General features: G+C 34.9%; 10 protein-coding genes. 3 read left to right on the top strand and 7 right to left on the bottom strand.

The features are described 5' to 3' along the window. Positions 1-14 precede the first annotated feature (14 nt). On the bottom strand, positions 15-908 hold the full coding sequence (locus KW2_RS11780) for a DUF6287 domain-containing protein (protein ID WP_021037273.1): 894 nt from the start codon (positions 906-908) through the stop codon (positions 15-17). A 243-nt stretch (positions 909-1,151) separates the two neighbouring features. Here KW2_RS11780 and KW2_RS05965 point away from each other — a divergent pair, with 243 nt between their 5' ends. The 3 genes from KW2_RS05965 (at position 1,152) to xerS (ending at position 5,877) form a co-directional block, all read left to right on the top strand. Next, positions 1,152-3,101: a cation:proton antiporter gene (locus tag KW2_RS05965; RefSeq protein ID WP_021037272.1), complete on the top strand. Its 1,950-nt coding sequence runs from the start codon at positions 1,152-1,154 to the stop codon at positions 3,099-3,101. Between the two features lie 376 nt (positions 3,102-3,477). Beyond that, complete coding sequence (locus tag KW2_RS05960; RefSeq protein ID WP_021037271.1) at positions 3,478-4,185, top strand: hypothetical protein; 708 nt, start codon at positions 3,478-3,480, stop codon at positions 4,183-4,185. A 621-nt stretch (positions 4,186-4,806) separates the two neighbouring features. Then, positions 4,807-5,877: a tyrosine recombinase XerS gene (xerS, locus tag KW2_RS05955; RefSeq protein ID WP_011835149.1), complete on the top strand. Its 1,071-nt coding sequence runs from the start codon at positions 4,807-4,809 to the stop codon at positions 5,875-5,877. A gap of 50 nt (positions 5,878-5,927) precedes the next feature. Here the strand turns inward: xerS and trmFO are convergent, their stop codons facing one another. From trmFO to ilvA, 6 genes are all read right to left on the bottom strand, one after another. Beyond that, positions 5,928-7,274 (bottom strand): methylenetetrahydrofolate--tRNA-(uracil(54)-C(5))-methyltransferase (FADH(2)-oxidizing) TrmFO, encoded by a 1,347-nt coding sequence (trmFO, locus tag KW2_RS05950; RefSeq protein ID WP_021037270.1) that lies wholly within the window; start codon positions 7,272-7,274, stop codon positions 5,928-5,930. A 71-nt stretch (positions 7,275-7,345) separates the two neighbouring features. Next, a complete protein-coding gene (gene topA / locus KW2_RS05945; protein ID WP_021037269.1) occupies positions 7,346-9,466 on the bottom strand; it encodes a type I DNA topoisomerase in 2,121 nt (706 codons plus the stop codon). A gap of 265 nt (positions 9,467-9,731) precedes the next feature. Then, positions 9,732-10,580 carry a DNA-processing protein DprA gene (gene dprA, locus KW2_RS05940; protein ID WP_021037268.1) on the bottom strand — a complete coding sequence of 283 codons (849 nt, stop codon included), beginning with the start codon at positions 10,578-10,580 and terminating at the stop codon, positions 9,732-9,734. Positions 10,581-10,727: 147 nt separating this feature from the next. Further along, positions 10,728-11,108 (bottom strand): RidA family protein, encoded by a 381-nt coding sequence (locus tag KW2_RS05935; protein WP_021037267.1) that lies wholly within the window; start codon positions 11,106-11,108, stop codon positions 10,728-10,730. Between the two features lie 39 nt (positions 11,109-11,147). Then, positions 11,148-11,858 carry an acetolactate decarboxylase gene (gene budA / locus KW2_RS05930; protein ID WP_021037266.1) on the bottom strand — a complete coding sequence of 237 codons (711 nt, stop codon included), beginning with the start codon at positions 11,856-11,858 and terminating at the stop codon, positions 11,148-11,150. Between the two features lie 135 nt (positions 11,859-11,993). Continuing rightward, positions 11,994-13,244, bottom strand: coding sequence for a threonine ammonia-lyase IlvA (gene ilvA, locus KW2_RS05925; RefSeq protein WP_021037265.1), 1,251 nt, complete (start codon positions 13,242-13,244; stop codon positions 11,994-11,996). Positions 13,245-13,293: the final 49 nt, after the last annotated feature.

The raw sequence follows: 13,293 nt of genomic DNA, 5'->3' as shown, positions 1-13,293 counted from the left end.
TCCCCTCAGCTTTATTAATTGATTCGATAAAAGGCTTTTTCAGTAACTTCTTCAAAGTAAGCATTTCCGCCATTTGTTTCGATAAATAGACGGTCTCTTGTTTTATCTGTATTATCCTTATAATCACTAGGACTTGTATTTTTAGCCGCAAATAAGAAAATTCTTGCATCAAAATGAGTTTTTGGTTCAGAAATAGCCATTACTGTATTATTATAAAGCTTACCAGCATTAAGCGTTACCTCTTTAACGCCTTCTTGAGTTATATCAACCGAACCAGTTACTTTATTTCCCTTAAAAGTCAAGGTTTCACCTTCAGAGTTTCTCCAAGTACCTTGGACAGATGAGTAGTCACCTTGAAGCATTTGTTTTAAGTTCATTGGGGTAACGCTTTGTCCTTGACCAGCAACTTTCCATGCAATATTTCCGTAAGTCCATCCAGCATTAAGAAGACTATTTTGTTCAAAGAGACTGGTCGTATAGTTGTGGGCACCAGATTTTGCATTTGGGTTATAGGCAACATAGTTATTTACATTACCACCAGAATAGAAAACAGCTTTACCTTGATTGTCCAATTTCCAACCTTGTTTTACCAGACTATTTGATTCGTAAACACTCTCGGTATAGTAATGGTCACCACCAGTAACATTAGGATTATATAAGCGATAAACAGCTTGTCCAGTTGAAGGTGCGGTCCAACCAGTTCCTTCATAAGCCCAACCAGAAACAACCAAGCTATTTTTTTCAAAGCTACTTGTTGTGTAGAAGTGCTCACCAGAATGTATGTTATACAGACGATAAACAGGGAGGTTTGAAGAGGGATTTTGGACATCAGCATGAGCTTTATAACTTGCAGCACTTGCAAGTATTGTTGTCAAAGCCAATGTAGTAATAGCGATTTTCTTTTTCATATTTTTATACTCCTTTGTTTCGCTTTCATTATAAACCTTAAAGTATAAAAGGTCAAGGAGAATCTTATTTAAAATTAATCTAAAATATATTAAATGTTTATTTCATTAAGATAATATAATTTCTTAATGAAATAAGCAAACTACAAATTATCGCTATATTTCATATCTTTTAATATTAGTCTTGGAAACTCAATCTTGAACATGTTATACTAAAAGAGTATAAAAAATAGGAAATGGTGGTTTATGTCAGCTATTAGTTTTGTTGCTGTGATGATGATTGGCGTTATCGGTGCAAATGTAATCAAAGAATTTTTTCCAAAAGTGTCTGAAACCTTTATTTTAATAGGTGTAGGTATTGTGTTAGGCTTTTTACCTGAATTTCAGCACTTTGAATTAGAACCAGAGTTTTTCATGATGTTGATTATTGCTCCATTGATGTTTTATGAAGGAAGTAAAACGTCATTAAAAAAAGTTCGAAAAAATTTTAGAGGAATATTTTTTTTATCTATCACTTTAGCAGTAGTTACTGTACTTTTGGTAGCAATGTTGACAAATAATATAATGGGCAGTTGGGTCTTTGCTTTAGCTATATGTTTTGCGGCAATTGTAACTCCAACAGATGCGGTTGCAGTAAAATCAATTATCTCAGGAAAGAAAATGCCTCAAGGAGTCAATGAAGCAGTTGAATTTGAGTCTTTATTTAATGATGCGACCGGATTGGTATTACTGAGTTTGGGATTATCTGTTTTAGAGAGTGGACATTTTAGTATTTGGGAAGGACTTGGACGTTTTGTCTTTGTCTCAATTGGTGGCATAATTATTGGCTTGGTCGTTGGTGCTCTATTGGTAAGAATTAGGACGGCAATTAATCTTCGGGCGACTCGCCCAGAAGCTACAATAATTCCTATTTCAATCCTGACTCCGTTTTTCATTTATTTGCTAGCAGAACATTTTGGGACTTCTGGTGTTTTAGCAGTGGTTGCTGCAGGATTAATTCATAATTTTGAAGGGGATATGCTAAAGCTGACTTCAACGAATGTTCAACTAACCAATAATACAATCTGGGAAATTTTAAGTGATATTCTTAATAACTTTGTTTTTATTCTCTTGGGAGTGAGTTTATTTGGTATTTGGGATATCTTTAAGTCACTTGGGTGGCAAGAATCAATCGTACTCTTTTTAATAAGCATTCTGGTTTACTTACTCATGTTGTTTATCAGAAAATTTTGGACTAATAAAAAGGGAAATCGTTCAATAGAACATTTTTTCTCTAATGACAAAAGAGAACGTAATAGTGATTCGACAATCTTTGCTTTATCAGGAGCGCATGGAACAATGACATTAGCAATGGCTTTCTCCTTGCCTTTAAATACTAATATCTTGAGTAATGAGAACCGAGAAATTATTATTACAATGGCTGCTATTGTCATTCTTTTGAGTCTCATTGTACCGACACTCATTCTTCCAAAATTATTACCCGCACTTGGTGTAGAAAGTTCTGACGATATCAACCAAGTCCGTAATGAGATGGTTGATTATGCAATTTTACATATGGCACAAGAGATTGAAGATAGTAAAGTGCGTAGTAGCCTCACTAAACAGTTGCAATCACAAAAAGGATTACAAATTCCTGATCATAACAAGAGTAGTAAGCTAATGGATGACATTATAACTTGGCAAGAAACACTTCTTGATACACCGACTATAAAAACACAATTTTCACCCACAATTGTTGATTATTTTAGGATTTATCTGGAAAATATTAGTAAGCACTCAACTAGCAAGAGAATAAGACGATTATTTTCAAAAAGAGGACGGGGTAGAAGAACAGATTCAGTCGAGATGGAAGAATTTACTCTATTAAGAAATGACTTAAGTAGGTTAGAAGATATTCTTTACCAGAAAACAATGCAAAGACTGAGTGAATTAGAAAAAGAACGCTTAGAAAATAAAACTATTGATTTTAGTGATATTGAGGAAGTTAAACACATTTTAGAAAACAGACACTATCGTATCCGTAATGACATTCAAGAAGATACAATTATTCCAAATGAATTACTCATTGAGGCATTTCAACTTGAATACCAATTTGTACTAAATCAAGCAAAATCTGATATGATTTCTAAAGAAACTAGTAATAAACTTTTTAAAGAAATTAATAATGCTCAAGTTTTGCAACTACAGAAACAATAAAAAGCCCATTGGGGGCTTTTTCATTTGTCTAAACTGCTCATTTGGTAAAAATGTGGCACTAAAAGGAGCGGAGAAAGCAATTAAAATAAACATCAATAAGTTGACTCACCATGGTTTAGACCAATGATTAGTGATTATGCTTATCAAAAAGTCGTAGTTTTATTAGCTTCTTATTATAATTTGCTTGATTACTGGTAATTATCATTTCTATTTGCTAGAATATGCTTGTGTTGAACAAGAGCTTAGGATACGGACTGACTTTGTTATCTTTCTATACTTTTTAACGATAGGCTGCAGCAAGACATGCAAACCTAGTGAATTTAAAAAAATTTAAGAGATTGTTATTACAGAAAATGATGCATGGAGGCAATGAGATATGAAACTAATACTATCATCAATTTTGTTAGGATTCGGCGGATTTGATCCAATGGGAGCAATCCTTATAATGGCTGCATTGGCAAAGGGAACAAAGAAAAAACAAATATATTTATTTGCTTTAATGGCCCTACTTTCTACGGTCATTTTTGGATTAATATTTTCATACGGTGCCAGTATTGGCTTGGATTACTTTACAAATATAATGAATCATATTCCAGACATGGCTTACGTATTCACAGGTTTTTTGATATCCATTGTATGTGTGGCTTGGTTTATAAGAACGACTTTTCTGAAAGGAAATAAAGAAAGAGAAGACGACAAGAAAGAATCAAAATTTATGCAATTTGCCAAAAGAAGTATGCCACTTGCAGGTTTTATTTTTGGATTTTGGGCTATGTCAGATCCGACTTTTTGGGCGGTAGTTGCACTAAGCGCAAAAGAAGGGAATATATTATTAACAATATTGTGTTTGACAATTTGGATGTTATTAGGTCAGATTCCTTTATATACTTTAGTAGTATCATTAATATTTAATGTCTATGAAAAATTGATTAAAGTAGTAAGTAGGTATTTAGATAAAAATAACCGAAGAAAAAAATTAAGCAATATCACTAGAATAATAATCTCACTATTCGTATTAGGTATTGGTATTTATTTTTTTATCGATTCATTAGTATATTTACTAAAAGGGATTTGGATATATTAGTTTATAGATTATCATATAATTACTATTGATTAAAATAAAGCAAGAAATTAAGATACATTTTCAGGGAATTCCTCAACATATGGGTGCTTAAATAAGTTTTAAAATTCACAAACTATCTGAAATTTATTTACCAAGCAATTTTTGATATAATCAAATAACGTATTCAAATGACAGAGGGGAATCAGTAAACCATTCAAGTATTCCCATATTAATGGAACTGACAAACATAATCGTTACCGGAAGGAACCCGGATCACCTACAAACCATTAGACTATGTAAAGGTGATGGAAGACGGCCATTGACAGCAAATGGACCCACAAAGGATATAAATCGTTGATGTCGGACCTCATGTGATGAATTTTTATGTTGGGAGATCGGAATCTCTCTTTTTTTAATTAACTGTTTCGTTTATATGTAAAAAACTTTCTTGAAAAATTTTTCCGAAAAGATAATTAAAACAAAAAGCAGGAGAGCAATGTGTCAAAAAAACCTTATAATAGCAAGGTTTAAGAAACCTTTTGAAAAGGTATGACACAGAACTCCTATATGTTTTAAGTAACATCTTTCCGAAAAACTGTAATTTTCTTGACAATTGGATATCTCTTCTGGTATACTTAATCTATGAAACGTGAACAATTAATACAAAATATTGAAAAACTAAAGCATGTTATGCCTCCTTATGTTCTTGAATATTATCAATCTAAACTTACTATTCCTTATAGTTTAAATACACTTTATGAATATTTAAAAGAATATGAACGCTTTTTTAGCTGGTTGGTGGACTCGGGGGTTGCTGATGTTGATAAAATAACTGACGTTTCACTCTCTGTTCTGGAAAACTTAACTAAACGAGATTTGGAGTCGTTTATTCTCTATCTTAGGGAAAGGCCACGCTTAAATACCCATTCTACACGCTATGGGGTTAGCCAAACGACGATTAATCGTACTTTATCAGCTCTTTCTAGTCTTTATAAATACCTTACTGAGGAGGTTGAAAATGAAGATGGTGAGCCTTACTTCTATCGTAATGTTATGAAAAAAGTACAAACGAAGAAAAAATCTGAAACTTTAGCTTCTCGTGCTGAAAATATCAAAGGAAAATTATTTTTAGGAGATGAAACTCAGGGTTTCCTTGATTATATTGATAGTGAATATGAGAAAACATTATCAAATCGAGCCCGCTCTAGTTTTTTCAAAAATAAAGAACGGGATTTAGCAATTATTGCCCTTATTTTAGCTTCTGGTATTCGTTTATCTGAGGCAGTTAATGTTGATTTAAGAGATTTAAATCTTAACACTATGATTGTTGAAGTTACTCGTAAGGGAGGTAAAAGGGATGCTGTTCCTTTTGCTCCTTTTGCCAAAACTTATTTTGAGCGCTATTTAGAGGTGCGCAGTCAACGTTATAAAACAACTGCCAAAGATACTGCATTTTTTGTCACTCTTTATCGTGATATAGCCAGTCGAATCGATCCGTCTAGTGTTGAAAAGTTAGTCGCTAAATATTCACAAGCTTTTAAAGTTAGGGTAACACCTCACAAACTAAGACATACTCTTGCAACTCGGCTTTACGCTCAGACAAATTCTCAGGTGTTGGTGAGTAATCAGCTAGGTCATGCTTCAACTCAGGTAACCGACCTCTATACGCATATCATTAATGAGGAGCAAAAAAATGCCTTAGATAGTCTTTAAAGTAATATATAAAAAAGCGCTTGATAAGCTTCAAGCGTTTTTTTTATATACTATGCTAAATTCTCTTTTGAGATGATATCTGTTAAAGTATTTAACGAACGTTCAGCAACTTTTGTATAGCGTTCTTTCTTATCACGAATCCGTGGACCATCTAACTCCTCAACAATTCCAAAAGTGACATTCATCGGTTGGAAATGTTTGCTATCAGTATGGGTAATATAGTAAGGGAGGCTTCCAATTGCAGTTGTTTTAGGGAAAATCACCACTTCTTCATCATTAAAAAGTTTAGCCGCATTGATCCCAGCAACTAAGCCAGAGGCAGCCGATTCAACATATCCTTCTACTCCTGTCATTTGCCCAGCAAAAAAGAGATTTTCTTGTTTACGTGATTGAAATGTTTGTTTAAGAAGATTAGGGGAATCCATATAAGAATTTCGATGCATTACACCGTAGCGAACGAATTCAGCATTTTCGAGTCCTGGAATCATTTGAAAAACTCGTTTTTGTTCTCCCCACTTTAAGTGAGTTTGAAATCCGACAATATTATATAAAGAGGCGGAGGCATTATCTTGGCGAAGTTGAACAACTGCATAAGGTGTTCTAAATTCGCCATCTCTAGGACCTTTGTATTCATCTGGGTATTCCAGTCCAACAGGTTTCATGGGACCAAACAGCATTGTTTTATAGCCACGTTTAGCCATTTCTTCAATGGGCATACAGCCTTCAAAGACTTTTAAATCCTCAAAAGAATTGAGAGGAGCTTCTTCTGCAGAAATCAAGGCTTCTTGAAAAGCTTGAAATTCTTCTTTAGTCATTGGACAGTTAATATAATCGGCTTCACCCTTGTCATAACGTGATTTTTTATAAACTTTATCAAAGTTTATCGAATTAGCATCAATGATTGGAGCTGCCGCATCATAAAAGTAAAAACCATCAGCGCCATTAAATTCACGGATTTTATTTGCTAAGCTGTCAGAAGTTAAGGGACCGGTTGCAATAATCGTCAATTCATCTTGAGGAATTTCAGTGATTTCTTCACGAATAACCTCAACTAATGGGTGATTAGATACTTCTTTAGTAACAAAATCAGAAAAACCTTCTCTGTCCACGGCTAGAGCTCCACCGGCAGGAACTTGAGTGTATTCAGCAGCTTTAATAATTACTGAGTCGAGTCTTCTCATTTCTTCTTTGAGAAGCCCAACCGCGTTGGTTATTGCGGCTCCACGAAGAGAATTTGAACAAACAAGTTCAGCAAATTTGTCTGTTTTATGTTGAGGGGTCTGTTTAAGACCGCGCATTTCGTAAAGTTTTACTGGGATACCGCGTTTAGCAATTTGATAAGCGGCTTCAGAGCCGGCAAGGCCTGCTCCGATAACATTAATATGTGTTTTTCTCATAGTCCCAATTATATCTAATTTTATTGAATTTTACCATTGATTAATATAATAAAAAAGCGCTATTGCGCCTTTTATTTTTGTTTTTCTTCTTGATAGTCACACTCGTCATTTGAACACACGACTTGTTTACCACCACCACGAACTTTCTTTTCAACGAGAAAATGACCAGATTTAGGACAATCACGTCCAATTGGTTTGTCCCAGCTTGTAAATTCACATTCAGGATAGCGGTCACAACCATAGAAAATTCTATTTTTCTTAGTTTTACGTTCAATGATATTTCCTTCATGACAAAGTGGACATTTTACGCCAATTTCTTTCACGATAGCCTTGGTATTTCGGCAATCTGGGAAGTTACTACAAGCATAAAACTTACCAAAACGTCCTAATTTAATGACCATTGGACTTCCACACACATCACAATCAAAACCAGCGGGTTCATCCTTGATTTGAATCTTCTCCATACCTTCTTCAGCATTTTCAAGTTCTTTAGCAAAAGGTTTGTAGAATTGGTCAACAACCTCAATCCATTGGCGTTTTCCTTCTTCAACCTGATCAAGATCTTTTTCCATTTCGGCAGTGAATTCGGTATTAACAATGTTAGGGAAAAATTCAACAATCAACTTGTTAACGATTTCTCCAAGTTCCGTAGGTTCAAATCGTTTTGCTGATAATCTTACATAATAGCGTTTTTGAATTGTTTCTAAGGTTGGAGCATAGGTTGAGGGACGGCCTACACCGTTTTCTTCTAATGTTTTAATGAGTGTTGCTTCAGAATATCGAGCCGGTGGTTGTGTGAAGTGTTGTTCTGGTTTAACATTTGCTTTTTTCACTGTCTCGTTTTCTTCCATTTCTGGAAGCATATTTGATTTATCGGAGTCGTTGTAGATTCTAAGATAACCATCGAATTTGACCTGTGAACCATTGGCGATAAAAATGACACCATTTTGTGAAAGGTTCACTTTCACAGTATCAAAAATGGCTGCAACCATTTGGCTAGCAACAAAACGATTCCAAATAAGTGTATAGAGTTTTAATTGGTCTTTGTCCAAATATTTAGCAATGGACTCAGGTGTATTAAAGACATCTGAAGGTCGAATGGCTTCGTGGGCGTCTTGAGCACCAGAGGCATTCTTAACTTTTGAACCGTGCTTGCTGTACTTTTCGCCAAATTGTTCCGCAATATAGCTATGAGCTGCACTTTGTGCGACTGGCGAAATACGTGTTGAGTCGGTACGCATATAGGTAATCAGACCTTGATGTCCTTGACTTCCGAGTGTCAGTCCTTCATAAAGCTGTTGGGCAACCATCATTGTTTTACGGGTACGAAAGTTAAGCTTATTTGCCGCATCTTGCTGCATTGAACTTGTTGTATAAGGGAGTGGTGAATTTCTGCGACGTTCTTTCTTTTCAACTTTATCGACATTGAAATCAGGACCGTCTAAACGCTCCATCACTTTAATAACATCTTCATTATTTTTTAATGGATGTTTTTTTCCATCAATTCCCCAAAATGAAGCTTTAAATTTCTTGGTTCCTTTTTTGAATTCCCCATCAATTGACCAGTATTCTTCTGGGATAAAGGCATTAATTTCATTTTCACGGTCAACGATTAATTTTAAAGCAATCGATTGAACTCGACCCGCAGAAAGTCCTTTTTTGACCTTTTTCCAAAGAATTGGACTGATTGAATATCCAACTAGGCGGTCAAGAACGCGACGTGCTTGTTGGGCATCAACCAAATCTACATCAATTTGACGTGGTTCCTTAAAGGCGTTTTTCACGGCGTCTTTAGTAATTTCGTTGAAGACCACACGGTTTTTTTCTTCGAGTGGAAGATTCAAGATATGAGCTAAGTGCCATGAAATTGCTTCTCCTTCACGGTCCGGGTCACTCGCGAGATAGACAGCTTTGGCAGCTTTGGCTTCTTTTTTGAGTGAGTTGATTAGAGGTGCCTTACCTCGAATATTGATATATTGTGGTTCATAATCATTCTCGATATCAACAGACATCGTTGATTTTTTTAAATCACGAATATGACCGACAGAAGCAACAACTTTATAGTTTCGTCCAAGATATTTTTCAATTGTTTTGGCCTTAGCAGGGGATTCGACAATTACGAGATTTTTCCCAGGAGTCACTTTCTTTCGTGTTGTTTTTTTCTTTGTACTAGTTTTAGTTGAAGTTGGCATAATTAATATTCCTATTTATCTATTTTTAAATATCCACTATCTATAAAATGTTATACAGTTCATAGAGGATTTAGTGATTAGAAAGTGGAAATTGAACTAATGTTTGGTCTAAATTACTGACTTCCTACATTAAATTCACTCTCCCATAATAAATGCTTTTCTTCAATATGTCAAGCTATTTAGTTTTCTTATAGTAAAACTTGTTATTAATTGAGATAATAAAACACCGCTAAGAGCATTATATTTAAGGGCTTATAGCTATTTTTTAATTGTACAAATATTCTTCTAAAATATCTTGAGCTTGATAAACAAGTTTTGCTCCTTGTTGAATAAGATGATTACAGCCATCAGATGTTCCATCTGCAATATTTCCAGGGATGGCAAAGATATCTCTTCCTTCTTCCAGTGCCCTTTCACAGGTGATTAAACTGCCACTTCTTAATTTTGCTTCCACGACAACAACTCCTCGTGAAAGACCAGCAATAATTCGATTGCGCTCTGGGAAGTGGTATTTAAGTGGTTTTTCGCCTAATGAATATTCACTTAAAACTAATTGATATTTTGCTAGATATTCCTGTATTTTACGATTTTCTAGTGGATAGAAAATATCCAATCCTGTACCAATAACAGCAATTGTTGGTGTTTTAGTTTTAATTGCTGACAGATGGCTGGCTGTGTCAATCCCTTTAGCAAGCCCGCTTACTATTGTAAAGGATTGATTCAATTCTGTCACAATTTTTTGGACAGATTTTATCCCTGATTGACCTGCTAGGCGGCTTCCAACAAAGGCAAGTTTAGGATTTTTTAATAAATCAATATTTCCCTGATAAAAAATTAAGACAGGTGGATTATAGATTTCTCTTAGGCGCTCGGGATAAAGGTCATCAAGAATAGAAAAGGAGGAGAATTTTTTATAGTCTGCTCTTAGTTTTTTTACATCTTGATTTTTATATTGTTCGATAAAGTTAGGGATTGATTTGACTTGAGCCACTTGTCCCATTTGTCGTAAGCTTATTTTTCTATCATATTTGCGGAAAAATTTTAAGAGCTTATTTACACCAAGATTGGTCATTCCTGCTTTTTTCCAACGAAATAAATCAAAATTTGTAATCATATCTACCTCCAATATTACTGACAGGATGAGTCAGTCACTTTTAAATTTGCTTATATCTTTCTATACGATAAAAATATTTAATTGTAACTAAAAAAAATTACTGACAGCTTTTTTGTCAGTAATTTTTATAGTTAATATGCTATTACGTTAGGACTTAATCTCAGCGATAAATTCGATTTCAATGAGAACTTCTTTGGGCAATCCAGCAACTCCTACAGCGGAGCGAGCTGGAAAGTTTTTATCAAAGAATTTTGAATATATCGCGTTAAACTTGGAAAAATCTTCGATGTTCTTTAAAAAACAAGTTGTTTTAATAACGGAATCAAAATCTGAATGAGCCTCTTTCAAAATTGCGGCAATGTTTTTCATCACTTGTTCAGTTTGAAGTTCGATTGTATCACCGACGATTTCTCCATCAAGAGGATTCAAAGGAATTTGTCCAGAGGCGTAAAGTAAGCCATTTACTATTTTCCCTTGAACGTAAGGGCCAATCGCTGCGGGAGCATTGGGTGTTGCAATAATGTTCATTAAATTTCTCCTTTGTAGCTAAAGAAATTTAAGCAATTATCATTCAGCTACGTCAATATCTTTTTTCAAAGCCTCAATGTCAAGGTCGGCAAATAAAAATTTGCGATCTTGAACAGGGAATGATTGATTCAATTGGTCAATTGCTCCAATTTCAACAGTCCCATTATCAATAATAAAATCAAGAACATGTCCACCAAAAGTGAAATCTTCACTAATAAAATGAAGATGATAACCAGCAACGCTGACACCATGGAACATTTCAGGAGTCCAAATTCCGACAATTGTTCCTTTGACATTTTCTTCGGTATATTCTGGTTGGTTTTGTGAAACTTCTACAAATTTTGTTCCTGATTTAGCACGTGGAATCATTCGTACATGCATTTTTGGAAATTCACCGGTAATTTTGATTGAGCGGAATAAGTTTTGACCATCGAAATAGCCCTCAATTCGGTCTTCTAATTCTTTATCGCTTACAGTAAATTTTTGTTTGAAAACAACTTCTGCCTGATGTGGAACAACTGCAGCATAAGGAACTTTGATATCGTCAGTTAATTCGACGATCGTTTTATCTCCCTTAGCTTGATAAGCTTTACCATCTAAGACAATCAATTCTCCATCAATTGAATCTAAAGTTCCAATTCCTAAGTCACCATGTTTCAAGAGCTCACCAATCGTCATTGTCCCCTCATAAAGTCCGGCCATTAATGCCCCAAGGGTATTATATTGAAAAAGTTGTGTGATTTCTGACATGATATTTCTCTTTTCTATCTCATTAAATTTAAATAATTTATTAATTAAATTATATCAAATTTCTAGTGATTTAAAAGAAACGCAGACTAGAAAATATTAATGGGAAAATAAAAGCAATTTAGTATGAACTATCTCTTAAACTAATAATTCATATAAACTTTCATTTCCATGCAAATTTACATAACGGCTATCAAATTGTTCAATTCGCTCAATCAAAGCGTCGTAGTCTTTGGGATTTTCGAGTAGAATACCAACAAGGCAAGGCCCTTTACCTTTGTCCACCCTTTTTATATATTCAAATCTTGTAATGTCATCATTGGGTCCTAAAATATTACTGACAAAAGTCCGTAGAGCTCCCGGTCTTTGGGGAAAATTAATGACGAAATAATGTTTTAAGCCCTCATAAACCAAAGCTTTTTCCTCAATTTCTTGCATTCGACTGATGTCGTTATTTCCACCACTAATAATACAGACGATATTTTTGCCTTTTATCTCATCTTTGACGAGTTCAAGTGCGGCAACAGAGGTTGCACCAGCGGGCTCTGCGACAATTCCTAACTTAGAATATAAATCCAAAATGGTCTGTGAAATCAATCCTTCGTCAACAGCAATTAATTGCTTGACTTTGTCATTAATGATTTGATAAGTTTTTTGGCCAACAGTTGCCACAGCAATTCCGTCAGCAAATTTATCAATATGTTCTAAAGTGACTGGATGACCCGCCAAGTAAGCTGCTTTCATACTCGGTGCACCTTTTGCTTCAACTCCCACGATTTCAGTGTCAGGATAGTGTTCGTGACTGTAGGCAGTGATTCCGGCAATTAAGCCCCCTCCGCCAATCTGGACGAGTATTTTATCAAAGTTAACCCCAAGTTTTTGACCTTGAGCAAATATTTCCAAAGCTACTGTCCCTTGTCCAGCGATTACCTTTTCATCGTCAAAAGGGTCTATGAATGGTTTTCCTTTATCTTTCGAAAATTCTTTGGCTGCCTTTGCTGACTCATCAAAAGTGTCGCCAATCAGCCGAATCATGACATGATGACCACCAAAAAATTTAACTTGTGAAACTTTTTGATTAGGGGTGGTGACAGGCATGAAAATTGTGGCAGAAATATTCAATTGATTGGCTGCAAAGGCTACTCCTTGTGCATGATTACCCGCAGAGGCACAAACCACACCTTTAGAGCGTTGGTCAGCACTTAATTTACTGATAGAATAATAGGCGCCTCTCAACTTAAAGGAACGAACCTTTTGTAAGTTTTCTTCTTTTAAATAAATATTTGCTTGATATTTGTTGGAAAGATAAGGGTCTAGTTGTAAAGGGGTTTTAGTGACAACTGGCTTTAACAAATCATAGGCTTCTTCGACCTCTTTGGCATTTATCATTTATCTTATTCCTCCATAAAGTAGTTTTATGTTTTCTTTATTATGTTAA

Source organism: Lactococcus cremoris subsp. cremoris KW2 (assembly GCF_000468955.1).
In the GTDB taxonomy this organism is placed as follows: Bacteria; Bacillota; Bacilli; order Lactobacillales; family Streptococcaceae; genus Lactococcus; species Lactococcus cremoris.
Note: the sequence above shows the minus strand (reverse complement) of the source record. Positions and strands in the feature narration are given on the sequence as shown.

What these genes read in the sequence shown, in the direction of transcription:
- KW2_RS05965 (WP_021037272.1), top strand. Translation starts at nt 1,152, where the DNA reads ATGTCAGCTATTAGTTTTGTTGCTGTGATGATGATTGGCGTTATCGGT.
- xerS (WP_011835149.1), top strand. Translation starts at nt 4,807, where the DNA reads ATGAAACGTGAACAATTAATACAAAATATTGAAAAACTAAAGCATGTT.
- trmFO (WP_021037270.1), bottom strand. Translation starts at nt 7,274, where the DNA reads ATGAGAAAAACACATATTAATGTTATCGGAGCAGGCCTTGCCGGCTCT.
- dprA (WP_021037268.1), bottom strand. Translation starts at nt 10,580, where the DNA reads ATGATTACAAATTTTGATTTATTTCGTTGGAAAAAAGCAGGAATGACC.
- ilvA (WP_021037265.1), bottom strand. Translation starts at nt 13,244, where the DNA reads ATGATAAATGCCAAAGAGGTCGAAGAAGCCTATGATTTGTTAAAGCCA.
- topA (WP_021037269.1), bottom strand. Translation starts at nt 9,466, where the DNA reads ATGCCAACTTCAACTAAAACTAGTACAAAGAAAAAAACAACACGAAAG.
- KW2_RS11780 (WP_021037273.1), bottom strand. Translation starts at nt 908, where the DNA reads ATGAAAAAGAAAATCGCTATTACTACATTGGCTTTGACAACAATACTT.
- budA (WP_021037266.1), bottom strand. Translation starts at nt 11,858, where the DNA reads ATGTCAGAAATCACACAACTTTTTCAATATAATACCCTTGGGGCATTA.
- KW2_RS05960 (WP_021037271.1), top strand. Translation starts at nt 3,478, where the DNA reads ATGAAACTAATACTATCATCAATTTTGTTAGGATTCGGCGGATTTGAT.
- KW2_RS05935 (WP_021037267.1), bottom strand. Translation starts at nt 11,108, where the DNA reads ATGAACATTATTGCAACACCCAATGCTCCCGCAGCGATTGGCCCTTAC.